Raw genomic sequence first — 22138 nt, forward strand, 5'->3', positions numbered from 1 at the left:
GATATCAGATGATAAGAATGGCCTCAACGCTGAAGGGATACTGGCCTAACCAGCTCAGCTTCAGGGAATCGACAGCGTGGGTGATGAAGCTGCTCTGGACACTCGAAGGCGCTTCGCCTGGGCGAATCCCGGAACTGGTAAAGGACGTAAGTTCGATAGCAGAGATGGTCAGACTGCCGGGACGACGGGAGCGCTCGTTCCCAAGGGTGGTGAAAGAGAGACCCTATAAATATCCGACAGCAAGAAGAAAAAATGCCAGTCAGGCTTAACTGACTGGCATTAGGCCAGGGTGGCCGCCATTTTTTTGCTTGTTACCGGCGTAATTCATTGCGCATCGGGCAGTGGATCAATCATCTGCACAATGCGCGATAAAGTGGTTGCAACCGGGTTAACGGAACAACACTTCTGCCCAGCGCGCCAGACCGGCGGTCACTGAGCCAAAGTCATCACCACCCGCAATTGGCGTGTCCGGCAAGGCCTGCTGCAATGCCGCACGCAGCACTGGCGAACGCGCACTGCCGCCGGTCAGGTAGATCACTTCCGGTTTGGTTTCACAGGTGGCGAGTGCCAGATGCACCTGCTCCAGGATGCGCTCCAGCGGTTGATTGATGGCTTCTTCCAGCTGAGTGGCACTGATCTCTGCCTGCAGCGACTGGGCGATAAACGCCAGCGACGCTTCGGTTTCCTGCAATTCGGACAAGGCGATTTTGCTCTCTTCCGCCGCACGCACCAGACGATAACTCAGCTTCTGCTGCCACACTTTCAGCAGGTGCGCCACTTTGTCACCTTGCTCTGCATCGCGAATCAAATCGCGCAGCAGTTTACCGCTCGCGGCAGAGTAGAAGTCGCTTTGCGCCGGAACATCGTTAATCGCCACCGCATTCCACCACGGCAGTGCGGGCAGGGCGGTGCCTTTTTGCGTGTTACCACCGAGACCCAGCAGCGGCATCAGGGTTTTGAACGCGAGGATAATGTCGAGATCGTTACCGCCCACGCGGCAACCACTGTGGCCCAGCAAACTTTCGCGACGGTCGGTTTTATTGCGCCACTCTGGGCCCATCAACAGCATCGAGCAGTCGGTCGTACCGCCGCCGATATCCACCACCAGCACACGCGTCTCTTTCTCCAGCGTGGCTTCAAAGTCCAGCCCGGCGGCAACCGGTTCGAACTGGAATTCCACGTCGCGGAAACCCGCACGCTTCGCCGCACGCAACAGAATACCCTGCGCCTGCTGGTTTGCCTCTTCGCCGCCGAGACCCTGGAAGTTGATCGGGCGGCCGATCACGGCTTGCTCAATCGGACGGTCGAGTTGGGTTTCGCCCTGCTGGCGAATGTGCAGCATCATGGCGCACACCAGATCTTCGAAGAAGGCGATTTGCTGTGGTTTAAGGCCGTTGGCACCAAGGAAAGATTTCGGTGATTTCACGAACCACACTTCTTCCGGGTCCACCATATATTGTTGCAGCGCGGTCAGGCCGAACTGCACGCTTGCCGCGGTCACTTCGATATCTTCTTCGCGGTTATAGCGCAGAGCACGCTGGAGCAGCGCGGTACCCTCTGTGTCCGGTGTCGGCACCTGATGATGGCGGTGCAGCCATTCGCTGATTGCTTCACGCGTGGGTGCACAAATCATGGAGGGAAGCAGGCGCTGACCCTTCTCCAGTGTCAGCAGGCGCGGTGTACCGTTATCGCTGACCGCGATAGAACAGTTGGCCGTGCCGTAATCGAATCCAATGAACATTTTATCCCCCATGCCAGAAAAAAAGGGGGCGACTTTAGCGCAGCCAGCGCGGGCTGGCAATGATCACATTTGTACTTCCTGATAAACGTGATATTGACCACGGCCCGCATGTTTCGCGCTATAGCAGGCGACATCCGCCTGTGACATCACCACATTGCGGATGCAGTTGTGCTGATCGATCTGCGTGATCCCGGCGCTGGCGCCCACATGATAAGGATGATCGTGCCACAGGAAAGTGTATTCGTTGACCGAAGTGACAATGCGCTGAACCACCTCGCGCACCTGGTCAACGTGACTGTTCGGAAGCAACACGCCAAATTCATCGCCGCCCAAACGCGCCAGCAGATCGCTGCTGCGCAGGTGTTTTTGCATCAACTCCGCCAGTTCTCGCAGCAGGGCGTCGCCTGCCGCATGACCTGCGTTGTCATTCACCGCTTTGAATTTATCCAGATCGATAAACACCAGCACATGCTGAGTGTTGTTGGCCGCAGCATCGTTCACCACGCGTTTGAGTTGCTGTTCAAAGCTATGGCGATTCGGTAGCCGCGTCAGCATATCGTGTGAAGCACTGTAGCTGAGGCGTTTCATCATTTTGCGTGATTCACTGACATCCTGAATAACCATCACCGCACCGATGCTGGCGCCGGTGAGGGTTTTCAAAGGGGTAATGCTGTAGTGAATCTCCACCTGCACACCCTCCGGCGTGTGCAGCACCAGCTCTTCTTCCAGGTCGGGTGAGGTTTTTATGCCCGGCAAGTTACACAGCAGTAAATTCTCTACGCGCGGACCGTTAGCACCGCGCGTGATATTTAATAGCTCGCTTAACGCCACTCCCGCCGCTTTTTCCTGAGGCCAGCCGCTCAGCGTTTCGGCCACCGGGTTCATAAAGGTCACGCGCATCTCATCGTCGGTACTGATCACCGCTTCGCCAATCGAATCGAGGGTGATCGCCATACGCTCTTTTTCCTGGAACAGCGCTTCGTTGAGCGCGCGCAGTGGCGTAATGTCCTGACAGATGCCGAGCATGCGTTCGATTTGACCATCCTGGCTGAGAATGCGGTTAGCCTCGGTGCGCACATAGCGCGAGCCGCTGGGCAGATTGACACGGTACTCCATATGGAAAGCGCTGCGCCTTTCAATCGCCTGCTGCACGATCAGCGCGGCCGTTTCGCGTTCTGTCGGTTCCAACAGATGCAGCCAGAGATCATAAGTGGGGATTTGATGCGGGCCCAGAGCAAACAGCTCGTACATGCGCTTGTCCCACAGCATTTCACCGGTCAGCAGATTCCACTCCCACACGCCGATGCCGCCCGCTTCGTTAGCCAGAGTAATGCGCTCCATCAGGCGACGATTCACCTGCTCGCTCTGTTTCAGTTCCGAAATATCGACGATTTGCGAAATGAAATAGAGCGGTTGATGTTCGGCGTCACGCACCATGGATACCGTCAGGCGTGCCCAGACGATTTCACCGTCTTTGCGGAAGTAACGCTTCTCCATGGTGTAGGTCATGATGTCACCCGCCACCAGACGCTCCAGCTGTTGCAAATCAGTGTTGAGATCGTCGGGATGGGTAATTTGCTGGAAAGTGAGTTTCTTCAGTTCTTCAGCCGGAAAGCCCAGCGTTTGACACAGCGACTGATTGACCTGCTGCCAGCCACCGTTAGGCGACACCAGCGCCATGCCAATTGCCGAGTACTCCATTGCATTACGGAAGCGGGTTTCACTCTCGCTAATATGGTGTTTTTCGCGCTGGAAGGCATCCATCACCAGCGCCATCACGTGGCTGGGGAGCAGCACTAACAGGAATGGCAACCAGGTGCTGACCTGGCCGAGTAACAAGCCGGTTTGTGCCAGGTTAACAAAGTTAAAAGCCAGTAGAATCGAGATGAAACTGGCGTTCAGGAAGAACAGGACAAAAGCTTCAAACTTCGGTAGCCGCACCGCGCACCAAAACAGGATCACCACAATAAAGGTGAACGGCCACGGCAGAAAACGCAGCGACAAATAGCTGGCCAGTAGGGTGACGATCAGTGTCAGCAGCGTTTCCAGCTGACGACCGGGGGTGATTAATTGACGCAGCGGCTTGTTGGGCCATAACAACAGCACGGGGCCGAATGCCAGCACGCCAATCACTTCGGAGATCACCCAGGTAGAAAAGAAGGGCAATGACGCACGATGCCCCACCTGCAGCATCCAGACCGCCACCACACCGCCAATCAGCGGCGCAATCAAACCGGCGCAGACGGCAAATCGCACCCAATCGAGCAGCGAATTCAGGGGATTTCTGCGATCCAGCAGCGCGCGCAACATCAGGCCGCCGAGAATGGCCTGCACCATATTCAGGATGGCAAATTTAAGGTTGCTCAGCGCCGGACCGATGACGATTAAATTGGCCAGCGAGGTGCCGATGACACAGCTGAGCAGCAGCAGCGGAACATGTTTTGAGGGGGCGCGGAACACCACCACCGTCATCAGGGCGGTGGAGTACCAAAGCGGGGAAATGCGTCCGCTGACCACAATCAGTTCGAGACAAAATAGCGTCAGTAAAAAGGCCAATGCACCCAAAAACAGTGCGTTGAGCCATTTTCTTTGCGGTCTATCCTGTGAGGTTAATATTTCCAGGGTCATGCACGAATCCAGCAGCGCGCATTCGTTACACGTCGAAAAATGCGCCAATCATTCTCTGTTTTGCATGCTAGCACATCTATCTAAGATGTCTGCGCAGAATCTAGTTTAGCCCTGATTCAATGAAAGATTTGGCCCTGACAGAAAAATGATTAATCGCGAAACAGATCGGCGCGCGTATAGGGTTTTTCTAATCCGGCGAGATGGGCGGAAAAACGTTCAAGAAATTGCTGCGTGGTGGCCACGCGGCCATGACTCATCAATACCAGCGGCACCAGCAGGGCGACACACACTTGCGCCAGGCTGAAGCCCTTCAGAGCGGTGCGGCGCTGTGTCAACAGGAATGCACTGCTCAGCGTAAAGCCCAGCATCAGGCCGGTGAGCACTTCACTGAAGGAGTGCGCGTGGATCACGAGGCGAGACAGGCCGACCATCATCGGGATCAGATAGCCAATACCGATGGTGAATGCGCGCCAAAAGGTGGGGAAGCGGCCCGAAACCAGCCACATCATCACTGGCCAAAGCGTTGCTGACATGGCGCTGTGGCCGCTGAATCCGGTGAAGTTAAATCTGGCGCTGCCAATGCCAAACCCGAGAAACAGAATTTTAGACAGGCTAACCAGCAGGCCCGCCAGGCCAAAAGCGAGCAGCCAATACCAGACAGTTTGGCGGTTGTCGCTTTTCCACGGCAACACCAGCGCGATAATCACGGCGGTCGGGATCAGCAACATGCTGTCACCAAAATAGGTCAGGGTTTTCCAACTCATATTTTTCCTTGGGCTTTATTGAGTCAACCTGGGGGGTACACCACTCAGGCAGGAGAACAGTGTATCGATTAAGCATCTGGCTGCAAAAGGGGATATTCTGAAAAGCGGCGGGCCCATTTCTCTGGCATCAAACAGGTGAAATACCTATAATTGCCGCCAACTAACCCTCTCAATCGGCCCATTGCGGTTTCGGCTTCAATTGGCTCCAGTTATCAGGTCTTAAAAAAGTATGACTGACAAGTCTCATCAGTGCGTGATCGTTGGCATCGCAGGTGCATCCGCATCCGGAAAAAGTCTTATTGCCAGCACGCTCTATCGTGAAATCCGTGACCAGGTCGGTGACGAGCATATCGGTGTGATCCCCGAAGATGCCTACTACAAAGATCAGAGCCACCTCACCATGGAAGAGAGGGTGAAAACCAACTATGACCATCCCAGCGCGATGGACCACGATCTGCTGTTGCAGCATCTGCGCGCGTTAAAGGCGGGTCAGGATATTGAGTTGCCGGTTTATAGCTACGTTGAACACACGCGCACCAGTGACTGTATTCATCTTAAGCCAAAAAAAGTGATCATCCTTGAGGGCATTCTGCTGCTGACCGATGCGCGTCTGCGTCAGGAGATGAACTTCTCCATCTTCGTAGATACCCCGCTGGATATCTGTCTGATGCGTCGCATGAAGCGCGATGTGAATGAGCGTGGTCGTTCCATGGATTCGGTGATGAGCCAGTATCAGAAGACCGTGCGTCCAATGTTCCTGCAGTTTATCGAGCCTTCCAAACAATACGCTGACATTATCGTGCCGCGTGGCGGGAAGAACCGCATCGCCATCGATATTCTCAAAGCCAAGATTAACCAATATCTTTGAAAATACTGCGTCCGGATGGACGTGACGCGTGAAGGTTGTCACAACAGTGGCGACCTTTCGCTACACTTAAAGCATGGAGACTCTGCGATGAGATTATGCGATCGCGACATTGAAGCCTGGCTCGACAACGGTAAACTGGCGATTGACCCGCGCCCACCGGTTGAGCGCATTAATGGCGCAACCGTGGACGTGCGCCTCGGCAATCAGTTCCGCACCTTCAGTGGTCACACTGCGCCATTTATTGATTTGAGTGGTCCAAAACACGAAGTCAGCGCCGCACTGGATCGCGTAATGAGCGATGAGATTGTGCTGCCGGAAGGGGAAGCGTTCTTCCTGCATCCGGGTGAGTTAGCGCTGGCAGTGACGCTGGAATCGGTCACGATTCCGGATGATCTGGTGGGTTGGCTGGATGGCCGCTCCTCGCTGGCGCGTCTGGGCTTGATGGTGCACGTGACGGCACACCGTATCGATCCAGGCTGGCAGGGCCGCATTGTGCTGGAATTCTATAACTCCGGTAAGCTGCCGCTGGCGCTGCGCCCGGGCATGCTGATTGGCGCATTGAGCTTCGAGCCATTGTCTGGCCCGGCGGCACGCCCCTATAACCGCCGCGAAGATGCAAAATATCGTGGTCAGCAGGGTGCCGATGCCAGCCGTATCGACAAAGACTGATGTTCGCCTAAATGATTCAACGTGCGGCAAAGCGGTAAGAGGGTGAATCCCCGGTAGCTGGCATCAGTGTGTGACTGGGGTAAATGAACGCAGCCAACGCCGCTGCAGCATGAAGAATGACGGTGATGAGGGATTATGAGAAGAGTGATAACGACGCTGGCCATCCTGTTAGTGGTGGTCGTGGCGGGCATGACGGCACTGGTGTTGCTGGTCAATCCCAACGACTTTCGTACCTATATGGTACAGCAGGTAGAACAGCGCAGTGGTTATCAACTTGAAGTCAGTGGTGGCCTGCGCTGGCACGTCTGGCCGCAACTCAGTATTCTCGCCGGGCGCATGAGCCTGACCGCACCTGGCGCCAGCCAGCCGATGGTCACTGCAGAAAATATGCGTCTGGATGTCAACCTCTGGCCGCTACTGTCGCATCAGCTAAGCGTCAGCCAGGTGATGCTGAAAAATGCCGTGATTCGTGTTACGCCAGACAGCGCCGCCCAGAAACCGAGTGGTTCACCGGTGGCGCCCACGGACGCGGAACCGGTGGTGACGCGCACCAATGGTTGGTCATTCGACATTGCTAAACTGCGCCTCGCCGACAGTCTGCTGATCTGGCAGCAGCCCGGTGGCGATGAATATAACTTCCGTAATCTCAATCTCAACCTCGATCAGGATGCCAGCAAAAATGCCAGCATCGAACTCGCCACGCGCATTTCACGCAATCAGCGTAATGTTAGCGTCAACCTTAAAGGGCAGATGAATGTGGCGCAGTATCCGCATCGGCTGGTGGGGCAGATAGAAGAGATGGATTACACGCTGGACGGCGCTAACCTCCCGCCGCAGGGCATCAAAGGTGCGCTGAGCGGGCAGGGTGAGTGGAATGCCGATAAACAGCAATTCTCGTTGCAAAAGATGCAGCTGACAGCCAACGACAGTACGCTGGATGGCAGTGCCGAAGGGCGTTTAATGTTGCCGCAGCAGCTCAATCTGGCTTTACACGCCACGACATTGAATCTTGATAATCTGATGGCCAGCGCCCCCGCCAGCGACAGCAGCACCCCACAGCACGCCAGCGTGACGCGCACGCCGGTGATTGCTGAACCACGCACGCGTACCAACGCTGACTCGCCGTTAAATCTGATGGATTTAACGCTGAGCCTGAATGCGGATTCCAGCGTGTGGCGCGGATTGACGCTGAGCAATCTGCAGATCGATGCCAGCAATCAGGAAGGGTTGATGACCCTGAACAAACTGCAGGGGAAGATCGGCGATGGGCACTTCTCGATCCCGGGCAGCATTGATATCCGCCAGCCGGTGACCAAAGTCGTCTTGCAGCCGGAGATCGAAAACATCGCCATTGCACCTTTAATGAAAGCGCTGGAACTGCCGGAGAGTTTGCAGGGCACGGTCTCCCTGAAAGGCGATCTCAGCGGCACGGGCCTGAGCGTGGATGAAGCGAAGCGTAACTGGCAGGGTAATGCCGAGCTGGAGGCCACCAACCTGCAACTCGCCCAACTTAATCTGCAACAGATGGTGCGCCGTGCCGTGGCGCGCGTGAGCAATAGCGTGACCAATGATGAGCCGGACGATCAGGGGATTCAGCAGCTGAGCGGTCGTATTAGCCTGAATCAGGGCAAGGTTGTCATGCCAGATCTGCAGGGTGGCAGTAACCGCCTGGCAGTGCAGACCAAAGGCACGATTGATGTGGTGAACCAGCAGCTCGACGTCACCTTCAATATGATGCTGCGCGGCTGGAAAGGCGACGATAAGCTAGCGACTCTGCTCAATGGCCAGGCAATTCCACTGCGGATGTACGGTGGCTGGAACAACTTGCAGTACTCACTGCCGGTTGACGATGTGGTGCGCCAGCAGTTGCAGAGTGAGGCGAAGTCGCGCCTTAACGAGTGGCTGGATCGCCAAAAGCCTGCGGTGCAACAACCTTAATCCACGTAAAATGCCGTTATGCCTGGTTTGATGAGCATAACGGCGTCTGTTACCGCCCAGGCTCAGGCGCGGGCACAATCTCCACTTTCTGTACCCGATGATTTTCCACCTGCAGCGTGCGCAATAAATAATCCCCTACCTGTAACTCTTCTCCCTCTTCAGGCACATGTTGCAGGCTGTCCATTAATAATCCGGCCAGCGTGTGGTAATTACGTTTCTCATCCAGTGGCAAATGCACATAGGCTGCCAAATCTTCCAGAGGAATATGTCCGTTCGCCACCCAACCGCCATGCGGCAACGGCTGGATATCATAACGCGCATCAATCTCCTCACCTTCATTCGGCAGATTCCCGGCGATGGTTTCCATCAGGTCACTCAGGGTGACCACGCCTTCCACCGATCCAAACTCATCGACCACAAACGCAAAATGGGTGCGGGCGTGACGGAACTGCTCCAGTGCCTGCAATAACGTCAGGCGTTCGGGAAAGATCAGCGGCTGTTTCACCAAAGCACGTAAATCGAGAGAATGGCTGTGCAGCGACTGATGGAGCAAATCAATCACATGCACCACGCCGAGCGGATCGTGCCCGCGTTCGGTAATCAGGATGCGGGTGTGCTGATTGTTATCCAGCTTAGCCATGATCGCGGCGGGATCTTCACTCAGATCGATGTGCTCAATATCGTGGCGTGACGTCATGATGCTGCTGATGTGCCGCTGCCCTAAACCGAGTACGCGGGCAATCATGCGCCGCTCCTGGCGATTGAATAACGCACCTTCATCACTGTCGCTGATCAATGAGGCGGTATCGGCGTCCAGTTCGGCGCGCTGGGCTTCACCGCGCAATATGCGCAGCACGGCTTCAGAGGTACGCTGGCGCAGCGGGCGTCCGGCGGTGAGGAAGCGGCGGCGATTAAACAGCGCCAGTTGATTAAACATCTCGATCACGATTGAGAAACCAATCGCCGCGTAGAGATAGCCCTTCGGAATAATAAAGCCGAGGCCTTCCGCCACCAGACTGAAGCCAATCATCAGCAGGAAACTCAGGCAGAGAATCACAATGGTTGGATGACCATTCACAAAGCGTGTAAGCGGCTTACTCGCCAGCAGCATGAGTAAAATGGCAATGGTGACCGCCGCCATCATCACCGGCAGTTCGTTCACCATGCCTACAGCGGTAATCACTGCATCAAGCGAGAAGATGGCATCCAGCACCACAATTTGCGCGACCACTGGCCAGAATTTAGCACCGTTCTTACTTTGACCGCTCTCTTCGTCGCTACCTTCCAGACGACTATTGAGTTCCGTCGTGGCTTTATAAAGAAGAAACAGCCCGCCGGAGAGCAGCAGTAGATCGCGGGCGCTGAAATTATGCTGGAACAGGGTAAATAGCGGTTGCGTGAGAGTCACCAGCCAGGAAAGCGATGCCAGCAACACCAGTCGCAACAGCAACGCCAACAGCAAACCGATTACGCGCGCACGGTCACGCGCCGCAGGCGGTAACTTTTCGACCAGGATGGCAATAAAAACCAGGTTATCAATACCCAGCACCAGCTCGAGAACGATTAGCGTGACTAATCCTGCCCAGAGCGACGGATCGAGGATCCACTCCATCATGCTTTCATCACCTGAATGTCTGAAAATGCGTTTTGTCTGATGATAGTGAATCAGCAGGCAAGGTACAAATGAGGCAAATCGCGCGATATCACCCTGTTGCCCGGAGTTTTAGGCATATTCTGAGAAGGTACATTTCGTCGATAAGATGAATGTATGGATAAACTTCACCGCATCGTGATAGTGACGATTAATTCTAATATTCACGCGCAAGCGTACGTTTTTAATGCGAAGCAGTCCGAAGGTGAGTATCGAATTATTCTGAATTTTACGCAGGAATGGGCTGAAAGGGATGGCATCAATACTTATGGCTGGTAGTCTTTTTCCTAAAATAGTGCAGGGGACACGGGGCCTACTTGTAAACAAGCCAGTAATAACTAGTATAGCAACGTGTTAGTAAATGTCTGCGCCGAAGTTGTTAATAGCGCGCTGTTTAGCTTCTTAATGTTATGAATTGTGATCGTGCACGGGATTAGCCTGCCGCTGGCTAAGAATAATCTCAGTGAGCGCGATGAAAATAGATGCGATTGCAGCGGTATTGGCAGCGACAGCCAAGGGCGGTAGCGTGCCTGAAGTGCTTTTCTCCGTTCAGATTAGGGCTAAATCGTGGCAAGGGAAGTCAGACTAATCTGTTGGTATTTATTGCAATTCTTTGGCTTTACTAAAAAGAGAATTGGCATAAACACCGGAGCGTTTGCCGCAGATTGCCTCCCCGTTAGCAGTGGATATATCGCTCATTTATTACACAGGGCAGAGGCGTTAGGGATTAGGGAAATAAAATAAAAGAGTTAAATATGCGCGATAACCAAATTACATATAAAAGTCTCCTCACTAAAATTTTACTGGCGTGCTCGGATTTAATTTGTTTCAACGCGGCATTGTTTATTGCTCTGGCGGTGATTAATTCGTTCACAGATTCTCCACTGGCAGATATATCTGAAAAATACCTGCACTTAAAAATCGCCACCCACGTTTGTTTATCGATTATTTGCGTAGGCTGGTTCTGGGTTCGCCTGCGTCATTACACCTATCGCAAGCCATTCTGGTTTGAGCTGAAAGAGATATTTCGTACCATTCTTATTTTTTCTGTCATCGATTTGTCAATTTCAGCATTATCGCAATGGCAGATGTCGCGCTTTGTCTGGGTGACCACCTGGATTCTGGCGTTGATATTAATTCCGCTGGCGCGCGCCATCTCTAAACGCGTACTGAATCACTTCGGTATGTGGAAAAAACAAACCATCATCATCGGTAGCAGCCGTAATGCTGAAGAAGCCTGGCAGGCGCTGCAGAGCGAAGAGGTGATGGGTTTTGATGTGATTGCCTTCTTCGATGTTGATGGCAGTTGCCCGCAGGCCAGCATCTCTGGCGTACCGGTACTGCACAATGAACAAGAGCTGTGGCAGCTGACGCACAGCGAAACCCAGTTCATCGTGGCTGTGGAGTTTGAACAGAGCCAGCATCGTGACAACTGGCTGAAAATGCTGGCAATGCATAACTGCCGTTCAGTCTCAGTGATTCCAACTCTGCGCGGCGTGCCCCTTTACGGTACCGACATGGCCTACATCTTCAGCCATGAAGTGATGATTCTGCGCGTGAACAATAATCTGGCGAAACGCACTTCGCGCTTCCTGAAACGTGCTTTCGACATCGTCGGCGCACTCGGCATCATTATTGCGCTGTCACCGGCGCTGCTGGTCCTCGGCTTTATGGTTGGACGCGATGGCGGCCCACCGATTTACGGTCATGAACGTGTCGGCCTGAACGGACGTAAATTCAAATGCCTTAAATTCCGTTCGATGGTGATCAACTCGAAAGAGGTGCTGGAGGAAGTCCTGCGCACCGATCCGGTCGCTCGCGCCGAATGGGATAAAGATTTCAAACTGAAGAATGACCCGCGTATTACCAAAGTTGGCCACTTCATCCGTAAAACCAGTCTGGATGAACTGCCGCAGCTGTGGAATGTGGTACGCGGCGACATGAGCCTGGTGGGCCCACGTCCAGTGATTGAAGACGAACTCTGTCGTTATGCCGGTGATGTTGATTATTACCTGATGGCGAAACCCGGCATGACGGGATTGTGGCAGGTTAGCGGTCGTAACGACGTTGACTATGAAACGCGCGTCTATTTCGATTCGTGGTATGTCAAAAACTGGTCGCTGTGGAATGACATCGCGATCCTGTTTAAGACAGTGGGTGTCGTACTGAAACGCGATGGCGCTTATTGAGAGTAGAAGGGCAGGGGACGAAATCATTATCCCCGTCTGAAATGCCGGTGCTGGGAGTGCCTTAACTGACAACTGCCATTATCGAGCCTGAATAGAGTCGGTGACTTGCCGGCAGGGTAATCACCGACTTTACTTGATGTCGTCTCAGGGCACGGTGACAACATAAAACCAAGGGAGCGCATGATAATGACCCACAGTTTCAGTGTTTAACCCGTCAGTTTTATTTTTTTATAAGACGCTACACAGCGGCGTTTTCGCCTCTATCAATCATTAACTGATAGCGAAGAATCAGATGATAATGAAAATTAAATTGATACCTTTACTGGTATCCGCAACTTTTCTCTCCGGGTGCACCATTGAACCAGGTTCGCACCTTTCCACTAGCGGAAAAGATGTCATTGAGCAACAGGATAGCAACTTTGACATCGATAAATACGTCAACGTCTTCCCGCTGACGCCGCGTCTGGTTGAACAGATGCGTCCGAAGCCACTGGTTGCGCAGGCCAACCCGGCGCTGCAGACCGAGATTCAAAGCTACGAATATCGCGTGGGCATTGGCGACGTGCTGAACGTCACCGTATGGGACCACCCGGAGCTGACCACACCAGCGGGTCAGTATCGTAGCGCCAGTGACACCGGTAACTGGGTACAGGCCGATGGCACGATTTTCTACCCGTACATCGGTAAAGTACGTGTAGCCGGCCGCACCGTGACGGAAATCCGCGCTGAAATTGCGCGCCGCCTTGCGCAGTTCATTGAAAGCCCGCAGGTGGATGTCAACGTCGCAGCCTTCCGCTCACAGAAAACCTACGTGACCGGTTCGGTGACCACCTCCGGCCAGCAGGCGATCACTAACGTGCCGCTGACCGTACTCGATGCCGTCAACGCAGCCGGTGGCTTAGCTGCCGATGCAGACTGGCGTAACGTGGTGCTGACGCACCAGGGCAAAGAGCAGCGCATTTCGCTGCAGGCGCTGATGCAAAACGGCGACCTGAGCCAGAACCATCTGCTGTATCCGGGCGATATTCTCTACGTCCCACGTAACGATGATCTGAAAGTCTTCGTGATGGGCGAAGTGAAACAGCAATCCACGCTGAAAATGGACCGTAGCGGCATGACGCTGGCCGAAGCGCTGGGTAATGCGGCTGGGATGGATCAAACCACGTCCGATGCTACCGGTGTCTTCGTTATTCGCCCTATTCGTGGTGCGAACCGCACCAAGATCGCCAACATCTATCAGTTGAATACCAAAGATGCGGCATCGATGGTGATGGGGACTGAATTCCAACTGGAGCCGTACGACATCGTCTACGTCACCGCCACACCAATTACCCGTTGGAACCGTGTGATTTCTGGGCTGCTGCCAACCATCGTGGGTATCGACGATGCAAGCTCCGCAGCACTGCGTTTCCGCAACTGGTCTAACTAAGGTTTCAGTATGATCAAGTCCGTGTTAGTCGTCTGCGTCGGTAATATCTGCCGCTCCCCAACCGGGGAGCGTCTCTTCCAACGCGCGCTACCTTCAACTCGGGTGGCTTCTGCAGGGCTAGGCGCTCTGAAGGGGTTCCCGGCGGACCAGACTGCCAGCGATGTTGCCGCATTACACGGCGTATCGCTGGAAGGCCATCATGCTCAGCAGTTAACGGCCAGTATGTGCCGTGACTATGACCTGATTCTGGTGATGGAGAAGCGCCACGTTGAGCAGGTCAATCGCATCGACCCAGCCGCACGCGGAAAAACCATGCTCCTTGGGCACTGGCTCAATCAGCAGGAAATTGCGGATCCGTACAAAAAAAGTCGCGAGGCCTTCGAAGAGGTCTACGGGTTACTGGAAAACGCTACCCAGAAATGGGTCAACGTACTAAGCCGATAGTTGGGAATACCCATGAATATTAAAAACAAGGTTATGACCGCGCCAAAAGAAGATTCGAGTGGATGGGATCTGGCGCATCTTGTGGGACAGCTAATTGATCATCGCTGGATCATCGTGGCCGTTACCGCCTTCTTCATGTTGGCAGGAACGCTCTACACACTGTTTGCAACGCCTATTTACAGCGCCGATGCCATGGTTCAGGTAGAGCAGAAAAACACGGCTTCTGTTCTGAATGAATTGCAGGATGTGATTCCAACGACACCCGCTTCCGACACAGAGATTCAAATTCTTGAATCCCGTATGGTGTTGGGCAAAACGGTTAATGACTTAGGTCTGGATACCGTGGTGGAGCAGAACTACTTCCCGGTGATTGGTAAAGGTCTGTCGCGCCTGATGGGCAACAAGCCGTCTGAAATCGCCATTTCTCGCCTGGAAATTCCGCGCACTATCGATAAGCGTACGGTGCAGTTGGAAGTGACAGGTCCACAGACTTATACCGTGACCAGCGAGGGTGATGAGCTGTTCAAAGGCCGCGTGGGTCAGCTGGAGCAGCATGGTGAAGTCACTATGCTGGTCAGCGGTATCCAGGCTGATGAAGGGACCAGCTTCAACGTCACCAAACTCACTGACTTGCAGGCCATCAGAGCGGTGTTAAACGCACTTACCGTCGCCGATAAAGGCAAAACGACCGGTGTGCTGGGTCTGGAATATCAGGATGAAGATCCGGTGCGTGCCAGCCAGGTACTGAATCAGATCGTGAATAACTATCTGCTGCAGAACGTGGATCGTAAATCTGAGCAGGCTGAGAAGAGCCTGGAGTTCCTGCGCAACCAGCTGCCACAAGTGCGTAGCAGTCTGGATGATGCGGAGAACAAGCTCAACGCCTATCGCCGCCAGAATGAATCGGTGGATATGTCGCTGGAAGCGAAATCGGCTCTCGACTCATCCGTTAGCGTGCAGAGCCAGTTGAACGAACTGACCTTCAAAGAAGCTGAAGTGTCACAGCTCTACACCAAAGATCACCCGACTTACCGCGCGCTGCTGGAAAAACGCAAAACCCTGGAAGACGAGCAGGCAAAACTGAACAAGAAAATTGCCGGTATGCCGCAAACCCAACAGGAAATTCTGCGTCTGACACGTGATGTGCAGTCAGGTCAGGAAATCTACATGCAGTTGCTGAATCGCCAGCAAGAGCTGGGAATCAGTAAAGCCAGTACCGTGGGTGATGTGCGCATCATCGACCGTGCGGAAACCGCCGGTAGCCCGGTGGCACCGAAGAAACTGTTGATTATTGCCGCCAGCTTTATTCTGGGTCTGATTCTCTCTGTGGGTCTGGTGCTGCTGAAAGCGCTGTTCCATCACGGTATTGAGAATCCTGAGCAGCTGGAAGAGCTGGGCATGAACGTCTATGCCAGCGTACCGCTGTCAGAGTGGCAACGTAAGAAAGATACCGAAGCCCTGGCGCGTCGTGGTCACAAAGAGAAGAGTGACCCACATAATACGCTGCTGGCGTTGGGTAATCCGACCGACCTCTCCATCGAAGCGATTCGCAGCCTGCGTACCAGCCTGCACTTCGCGATGATGGAAGCCAAAAACAACATTCTGATGATTACCGGTGCCAGCCCGGGTATTGGTAAAACCTTTATCTGTGCCAACCTGGCGACCCTGGTATCGAAAGCAGGCCAGCGTGTACTGTTTATCGATGGTGATATGCGCCGTGGTTATACCCATGAGCTGCTCGGTTCGGAAAACAAAATGGGTCTCTCCAATGTGTTGTCCGGCAAGAGTGAGTTCTCACCGGCCATGATTCAGAAAGGCGTGTACGGTTTTGATTTCCTGCCACGCGGTCAGGTACCACCGAACCCGTCTGAACTGCTGATGCATCGTCGCATGAGTGAGTTACTGGATTGGGCGAGCAAGAACTACGACCTGGTGTTGATTGATACCCCACCGATTCTGGCGGTGACCGATGCTTCCATCATCGGTAAGTTGGCCGGTACGTCGCTGATGGTGGCGCGTTTCGAAACCAACACCACTAAAGAGTTGGATGTCAGCTACAAGCGCTTCGCGCAGAACGGTATTGAGATTAAGGGTGTCATCCTGAACGCCGTGGTGCGTAAAGCGGCGAACTCCTACGGTTATGGTTACGACTATTACAACTACGAATACGGCAAAGAAACCAAAAGCTAAGTAAAACTCAGGGGCGGATTATCCGCCCCTTTTTATGGTGCGTTTTGCACCGCGAAAATACACACAGCACAAACTTTCATAGGAACCTCCGTGATGGAACGCAGCAGCTCAATGAGAAAGAGAAATAACGGTATGATTTTTCAGAACAAAGCCGATTCCTTTCTGAGGGCTGTCCGCGCTACCGTTAAATCTGGAACAGCTGTTTAAGAGGTGCTGGCAATGCAGGACATCCGCTTCTCAATTGTAATTCCCGCGTATAACGCGTCGAAATCAATTGTCACGACGCTAGATTGTGTCAAAGCGCAAACCTATCGCAATTTTGAAGTCATTATCGTCGATGACAAATCGGCTGATGCAGACGAACTGGCGCAGGTCGTACGCAGTGAGCGTTATCAGGATCTGGACATCAAGCTGGAACTGTCCCAGATCAAACTGAACGGTGCGGGCGCCCGCAATAAGGGTATTGAACTGGCTGAAGGCGATTTCATTAGTTTCCTCGATGCCGATGATGAGTGGGCTGCCGATAAGCTACTGACCGTGCACGACACCATCAGCAAACTGGAGGCACAGGGCAAATCGCGCTATGTGATTTTCAGCCAGGTGAACATTCATCAGGACGGCAGCTTCCTGAAAGTGATGCCGATGCAGCCGCCAGGCAAAAACGAAACCGTGGCGGAATATCTGTTCGGCTGTTACGGCTTTATTCAAACCAGCACCATTGTGCTGAAGCGCGAAGATGCCGACAAAATCCGTTTTGATGCGCGTTATATTCGCCATCAGGATTATGATTTCTGCATCCGTGCTGACCGCATGGGCTATGAGTTTGTGATGATTGATAAGCCGCTCGCCACCTACCATCTGGTGACCAAATTTGGTTCCAAACACAAAGGCGAGTCGGTGAAGTACTCCTTCTTCTGGCTGGACACCATGAAGCCGCACCTCACGGCACGTGACGTCCATACCTATAAGGCGTTCAAGCTGCCGCTGCGCTACAAGATGGATGGTAAATCACTGCAGGCGAGCCTCAGTTTCGCGCGCTACTTCTTCCTCACCAATCGTGATAACCGGGCTTATTTCCTGAATCGACTGTTCGATAAGGTGAAGTCTCGCTTCTCTGGCGGGCGAGCCGTCTCCTGATTCACTTATAAAAATTTCACTTGCTCCCGCACCGGGAGCAATTTTTTGGTTCCTGACACTCCGGGTATGCAAATGACAAATCATGTTGGCACCGTCGGTATCGTGATGCCGATGTATAACGCGCGTAAAACGGTATTGCGTGCGGTAGAGTCGATCGTCAATCAGACCTATAGCGACTGGCATCTTTATTTAATAAATGATCAGTCCACCGATGATTCGCTGGCCTATGTACGCGAATACTGCACTGATGCGCGCATCACCATTCTTAACAATGAAGTCAACCTCGGTGCGGCGGAAACACGGAACGTGGGTCTGCGTGCCGCGCAACAAGAGATTATCGCGTTTCTCGACAGTGACGATGAATGGCACGCCGATAAACTCGCCGAACAGACTGCGGCGATCGCGGCGGGTGATGATTTTGTCATCACGCATTATCACTACAAAACCAAAACCGCCGACCACGATATTCTCTACAGCAAACCCTATCTGCAGCAGGAAAACTTCGTGAAGAAGCAGTATCGCGTCTGCTTCTCTTCCGTGTGTTTCCGCCGTCCCCCTCAGGGCATCTTCTTCCAGCGTAAAGGACATGAAGATTTCCTGTTCCTCTACGAACTGTTCCTCCGCTACAAGCAAGCTCGGGTGATCCAGAAGACGCTGGTCAACTATTACGAGCTGGGCGATTCCCTCTCGCGCAACAAAAATAAAGCGGCGAAATGGCACCTCGAATTATTAAGAATTATCTATAAAAACAATCCGTTAAAAATCTATTACTATTACGGCTGGTATATGGTGAACGGCGTTCTCTTCACCCTGAAGCATCGTTAAGACCCGGCATCCTTCGTGTTGTTACGACGTGAGCAGCACGAAGGCGTTGGGTCTTAAGTTCACATTTTGAGGTGGAAAGCGTTTTATGAAAAAGATCGTTTTAGTGATTAAGGATGCCTACTCCTACGCGGGCACGGAAAACATCTGTAATTTCATGTCGGAGTGCCTCGGAGAGCAGCACGCCGTCACCATTTATTCGCTGGAAGGACACGGCAAAACCTTTTATCCGTTCGATCGCGTGAAAGAGATCGTCAGTTTTGAAGGGCACAGCAACCCGATTAAAAGCGCTGTGGCAAGCATTCATCAGCAAGGCTTCGACAGCGTATTTCTGATCAGCATGGGTCGCCTGAGCGTAATGTTCGCCTTCTGGAACCTGATGGCGATGAAGAAAAAACGCTTTAAAGCCTACGCCTGTGAACACATCGCGATTAACTCCTTCAGCAAGCCGATCAAAGCGCTGAAGTGGATGCTGCTGCGCTATTACGACCAGGTCATCGTGCTGACGGACAAAGATCATCAGGTGTTCAGCCGCTGGAATATCGCCAGCAAGCAGATCCCCAATCCGGTGGTGTACAAGGCCTTTCAGCGCCAGAGCCGCAGCCGTCAGGCGCTGGCGGTGGGGCGTCTGGATAATCAAAAAGGCTTCGACCTGCTGCTGGATATCTGGGCTGATTTCAACAAAACCCATCCTGAGTGGACGCTGGTAATTGCCGGTGACGGCGAACTGCGTCAGCAACTGCACGATCAGGCTGCGGCGTTGGGCATTACTAATAGCGTTAACTTCGTCGGCAAAGTGAGCAACATCAACGATTACTACCGTGACAGCGATATGGCGCTGATGACCTCGCGTTATGAGGGCTTGCCACTGGTCTTGCTCGAAGCGAAATCCTGGTCATTGCCGGTGGTGGCTTATGACTGCCCAACCGGCCCGCAGGAAATCATCAACCACGGGGAAGATGGTTTCCTGGTGCCGATGAATGACAAATCGACGTTTCTGGCGCGGATGGAACAGCTGGCGAGTGACGATAGCCTGTTCTATGCCATGAGCGAAAAAACCAAAGAAACTGCGCTGAAGTTTGACGGTAACCAGATCAAACAAAGCTGGCTAGCCCTGGTTTAGCCAAATAATTCATGCCGCAGGAAGGCGGCAAATGCTTGAGTCCCCGTGAGCTTACTTGAGTAAGTGACAGGGGCGAAGGCAGGCAGCCAACGCCCTTGTGGCGTGAAGTATGACGGCTAAATGCCTCCGGGATCACATTTATGGCTGTTACGCAGCCCCATGACCACGGGATTGAAAGCATGAAAAGAAGAGAAGTCTTGCAAACTGCAGCCTCCTCCATTGTTGCCGCGCTCTCAGTGAGCGCATTTTCCAGCTATGCGGCAAAAAGTGGTCAACCTGCTTTGAAAGCTGTCGATCCGTCCAGCGTACCGCAGGGCGATGTGCCGATTTTAACGCCAGAAAACGTCTACACCATGCCACCACAGTTTTGGCAGAACTTTGAGGGCAAATTGTGGATCGGGCAGGCCGGTCAGGATGCCAGCAAAGCGGGCAATCAGATTCCGGTCTTCCTGCGCGATGCCAGCGGTAAAGTGTCACAAATCAGTCAGCCTATTGCGCTAAATAAGGGCAATTTCGCGCAATTCATCCACGATAATGCAGCGTTGATCGCCAATCCTGCTCACTCCATGGTGGTGGAAGACGATCAAGGGAATACGCTGTTTTCGATTGCAGATGTTTCACGACCCAATCCGAGTAACTTTAGCCAGCGTCTGGCGCAGCCGAATGGCTATCAGCTGATTGGCGAAATCCCGTCGGTTGAGGAGTTACGAAAAACGCGTCCGCTGTTCGCGGGTGCCAAAATCAAGCTTAAAAGCTGGCATGAAGGCTTAGAAGTGGGCGGCGGGGAATTCGTTGGCGCTTTTGGTGACGGCAAAGATGATGGTGGCGTTATCTTCAGTGGTAAAGGCTTCTATTGGCGTCGCGTGGTTGAAGATTTTAACCGCCTGACGCTGTTCGATTTTGGCGCCATTGCCGATGCCAAAACCGATGCGGCACCGGCGATAAAAGCCATGTATCAATGGTCAATTGATGCCAATCAGCAGATCTGTGTGCAGTTCCCTGCAGGCAATTTCTTCGTCACCGAGTGCGATTTCGGTAATGAAGAACGACGCTACTTCCGTATCTCCGGCGCGATGGTCAATTTTGGCTATTTCCCGGCGACCACGCTGACTTCAGACGGTCGCTCTGAATTCCTGTTCCAGGTGAACGCGCGTTGGACTGAAATCTCCAATCTGATTTTCAACGGTCAAAACGACAAGCGACCGAATAAGCAGGGGCTGTTCCGCAACACGTGTCCCGGCGGGCAATTTTTCCGTGGTGCCTGCCTGCGACTCAATCAGGTTGGCGGGGTGTCGTTGAGCTTACTGGATACGCTGGATTGTAAAATCGACCAGTGGTACGCCAATGCCTGTACCGGTGATGTGATTAAAGCCAGTTGGTCGGGCCAAAAGGCGGGCGCCTGGGATCACAGCACGGCGATTGAACTCTCCAACTTCAACGCCCAGCACTGTAAAGGCGGTAAGGTGTTGAATCTGCCACGTTGCAGCCAGTCGATCATTCATAACGGCTGGATCGAACACAGTGAGTTTCCCGGTGACATTTCCAATGGGCAGTGGATTATCGATGCGCTCAGCATTGAAGACTGTAAAAATCCGCTGATTGCGCACAACTCGCGATTGAACATGCGCCAGACCAACCTGCAGGCGGGGAGTTGGATCGACAACTCGATGGAAGGCGAGCGTTGGCTCAACATCTGGGAGATGGGGTCCACGCGCGTGGAATCTTACGGTGTCGCCATCGATGGCAGCCTGAAATACAACTACATCACTTCACGCTTCCGCCTGGCGAATAACACCAACCAGGAAACCTGGTTTGAACTCGGCAACTTCTACTCACCTACGGTGGGAGACAGTTGGGAGATAGAGGTGTTTGGTCAATCGCAATTCAATAATGGCACGGCTAATCAGCCCTTAATGAACGTCATTGATGGTAAAGGCACCGGCGGTCGTGCGGTTATTCATCTGCAACGCAAAACCAAAAATGCGGAAGCCAGTTGGTCTGCCGAAGGCAGTTCACCCGTGGTGGATGTCCGCTTTGAACCGCGCTCAGAGACGGACACGAAAGTGTTCGTCAAGCTGGCAGGTTGGACACCCACCACCGCTATTTTGATTAAAAGCACCGCCAAGGACCGCTTCCTCACCGGACGCTGTGCGCGTGTGGATGCCACCATGGCGCAGGGCAGTCCTGCCAGCGGCAGCCAGCAAGCACCGCAGCGCTTCAGTCTGCACAACGGTAAAGCGGGTATAGGCGGCAACGAGCAGGGCGATCTGCTGCTGGCCTCGCGCGCGCTGAAACCGGAGCAGGTAGATACGCGTGAGCCGAAAGGATTTGTCTCGGTGGTGATTAACGGCGAACAGGTGGCGTTACCCTATTTTGCGGTGAAGTCGTAATGCAGTAACCGGAGAGGACGCAGCCGTTTGCGCCCTCTCCGGGAAAGGTTGGGAGCGGCCTGCAGGTCGCCCGTTTGAGGACAGATTTTCTATTTTGGGCATTGTTCCCATTGCAGTTTTTTAACACAGAGTTCACTTTGCCCGTGCAGGAAATG

The 22138-nt window shown here is 53.4% G+C and carries 15 protein-coding genes and 1 pseudogene; 12 read left to right on the top strand and 4 right to left on the bottom strand.

The genetic code is table 11. The annotated features are described in order from the left end of the window. Positions 1-269, top strand: a pseudogene (locus F3J37_RS28005) (IS4 family transposase); the annotation flags it as partial. A gap of 119 nt (positions 270-388) precedes the next feature. Here the strand turns inward: F3J37_RS28005 and yegD are convergent. The 3 genes from yegD to F3J37_RS04110 all read right to left on the bottom strand — a co-directional run bounded on the left by yegD (position 389) and on the right by F3J37_RS04110 (position 5133). Then, a complete protein-coding gene (gene yegD, locus F3J37_RS04100; RefSeq protein WP_166932046.1) occupies positions 389-1741 on the bottom strand; it encodes a molecular chaperone in 1353 nt (450 codons plus the stop codon). A gap of 63 nt (positions 1742-1804) precedes the next feature. Beyond that, positions 1805-4369, bottom strand: a complete 2565-nt coding sequence (locus F3J37_RS04105) for a diguanylate cyclase (protein WP_166932047.1) — start codon at positions 4367-4369, stop codon at positions 1805-1807. 149 nt (positions 4370-4518) lie between these two features. Beyond that, positions 4519-5133, bottom strand: a complete 615-nt coding sequence (locus tag F3J37_RS04110; protein WP_034824832.1) for a phosphatase PAP2 family protein — start codon at positions 5131-5133, stop codon at positions 4519-4521. 229 nt (positions 5134-5362) lie between these two features. Here F3J37_RS04110 and udk point away from each other — a divergent pair, with 229 nt between their 5' ends. From udk to asmA, 3 genes are all read left to right on the top strand, one after another. Continuing rightward, on the top strand, positions 5363-6001 hold the full coding sequence (gene udk / locus F3J37_RS04115) for a uridine kinase (RefSeq protein ID WP_034824830.1): 639 nt from the start codon (positions 5363-5365) through the stop codon (positions 5999-6001). An 87-nt stretch (positions 6002-6088) separates the two neighbouring features. Continuing rightward, on the top strand, positions 6089-6670 hold the full coding sequence (dcd, locus tag F3J37_RS04120; RefSeq protein WP_034824828.1) for a dCTP deaminase: 582 nt from the start codon (positions 6089-6091) through the stop codon (positions 6668-6670). Positions 6671-6805: 135 nt separating this feature from the next. After that, a complete protein-coding gene (asmA, locus tag F3J37_RS04125) occupies positions 6806-8608 on the top strand; it encodes an outer membrane assembly protein AsmA (protein WP_166932049.1) in 1803 nt (600 codons plus the stop codon). Between the two features lie 49 nt (positions 8609-8657). On the opposite strand, the gene F3J37_RS04130 is transcribed toward asmA, so the two are convergent. Then, entirely contained in the window at positions 8658-10223 is a 1566-nt protein-coding gene (locus tag F3J37_RS04130; protein ID WP_166932051.1) for a TerC family protein, read from the bottom strand. 791 nt (positions 10224-11014) lie between these two features. Here F3J37_RS04130 and wbaP point away from each other — a divergent pair. The 8 genes from wbaP (at position 11015) to F3J37_RS04170 (ending at position 21983) form a co-directional block, all read left to right on the top strand. Next, on the top strand, positions 11015-12448 hold the full coding sequence (wbaP, locus tag F3J37_RS04135; protein ID WP_160868032.1) for an undecaprenyl-phosphate galactose phosphotransferase WbaP: 1434 nt from the start codon (positions 11015-11017) through the stop codon (positions 12446-12448). A gap of 298 nt (positions 12449-12746) precedes the next feature. Next, positions 12747-13877, top strand: coding sequence for a polysaccharide export protein (locus tag F3J37_RS04140; protein ID WP_155287990.1), 1131 nt, complete (start codon positions 12747-12749; stop codon positions 13875-13877). A gap of 9 nt (positions 13878-13886) precedes the next feature. Beyond that, positions 13887-14321 (top strand): arsenate reductase/protein-tyrosine-phosphatase family protein, encoded by a 435-nt coding sequence (locus F3J37_RS04145; RefSeq protein WP_034824796.1) that lies wholly within the window; start codon positions 13887-13889, stop codon positions 14319-14321. A 12-nt stretch (positions 14322-14333) separates the two neighbouring features. Further along, positions 14334-16511, top strand: coding sequence for a tyrosine-protein kinase Wzc (wzc, locus tag F3J37_RS04150; protein WP_166932052.1), 2178 nt, complete (start codon positions 14334-14336; stop codon positions 16509-16511). Between the two features lie 219 nt (positions 16512-16730). After that, the gene (locus F3J37_RS04155) at positions 16731-17648 is read left to right on the top strand and encodes a glycosyltransferase family 2 protein (protein WP_166932054.1); all 918 of its coding nucleotides are present in this window, start codon (positions 16731-16733) and stop codon (positions 17646-17648) included. 72 nt (positions 17649-17720) lie between these two features. After that, positions 17721-18473, top strand: a complete 753-nt coding sequence (locus F3J37_RS04160; RefSeq protein ID WP_166932055.1) for a glycosyltransferase family 2 protein — start codon at positions 17721-17723, stop codon at positions 18471-18473. Positions 18474-18558: 85 nt separating this feature from the next. After that, positions 18559-19593, top strand: coding sequence for a glycosyltransferase (locus tag F3J37_RS04165; RefSeq protein WP_166932056.1), 1035 nt, complete (start codon positions 18559-18561; stop codon positions 19591-19593). Positions 19594-19772: 179 nt separating this feature from the next. Beyond that, a complete protein-coding gene (locus tag F3J37_RS04170; protein WP_034825254.1) occupies positions 19773-21983 on the top strand; it encodes a phage tailspike protein in 2211 nt (736 codons plus the stop codon). The last annotated feature ends 155 nt before the right edge of the window (positions 21984-22138 follow it).

Origin of the sequence: Candidatus Pantoea communis (genome assembly GCF_011752685.1) — a bacterium.
Taxonomy (GTDB): Bacteria; Pseudomonadota; Gammaproteobacteria; order Enterobacterales; family Enterobacteriaceae; genus Pantoea; species Pantoea communis.

Bases quoted from the DNA above. Each gene is read 5' to 3' on its own strand.
- yegD (WP_166932046.1), bottom strand. From the start codon at position 1,741: ATGTTCATTGGATTCGATTACGGCACGGCCAACTGTTCTATCGCGGTC.
- F3J37_RS04105 (WP_166932047.1), bottom strand. From the start codon at position 4,369: ATGACCCTGGAAATATTAACCTCACAGGATAGACCGCAAAGAAAATGG.
- F3J37_RS04110 (WP_034824832.1), bottom strand. From the start codon at position 5,133: ATGAGTTGGAAAACCCTGACCTATTTTGGTGACAGCATGTTGCTGATC.
- udk (WP_034824830.1), top strand. From the start codon at position 5,363: ATGACTGACAAGTCTCATCAGTGCGTGATCGTTGGCATCGCAGGTGCA.
- dcd (WP_034824828.1), top strand. From the start codon at position 6,089: ATGAGATTATGCGATCGCGACATTGAAGCCTGGCTCGACAACGGTAAA.
- asmA (WP_166932049.1), top strand. From the start codon at position 6,806: ATGAGAAGAGTGATAACGACGCTGGCCATCCTGTTAGTGGTGGTCGTG.
- F3J37_RS04130 (WP_166932051.1), bottom strand. From the start codon at position 10,223: ATGATGGAGTGGATCCTCGATCCGTCGCTCTGGGCAGGATTAGTCACG.
- wbaP (WP_160868032.1), top strand. From the start codon at position 11,015: ATGCGCGATAACCAAATTACATATAAAAGTCTCCTCACTAAAATTTTA.
- F3J37_RS04140 (WP_155287990.1), top strand. From the start codon at position 12,747: ATGAAAATTAAATTGATACCTTTACTGGTATCCGCAACTTTTCTCTCC.
- F3J37_RS04145 (WP_034824796.1), top strand. From the start codon at position 13,887: ATGATCAAGTCCGTGTTAGTCGTCTGCGTCGGTAATATCTGCCGCTCC.
- wzc (WP_166932052.1), top strand. From the start codon at position 14,334: ATGAATATTAAAAACAAGGTTATGACCGCGCCAAAAGAAGATTCGAGT.
- F3J37_RS04155 (WP_166932054.1), top strand. From the start codon at position 16,731: ATGCAGGACATCCGCTTCTCAATTGTAATTCCCGCGTATAACGCGTCG.
- F3J37_RS04160 (WP_166932055.1), top strand. From the start codon at position 17,721: ATGACAAATCATGTTGGCACCGTCGGTATCGTGATGCCGATGTATAAC.
- F3J37_RS04165 (WP_166932056.1), top strand. From the start codon at position 18,559: ATGAAAAAGATCGTTTTAGTGATTAAGGATGCCTACTCCTACGCGGGC.
- F3J37_RS04170 (WP_034825254.1), top strand. From the start codon at position 19,773: ATGAAAAGAAGAGAAGTCTTGCAAACTGCAGCCTCCTCCATTGTTGCC.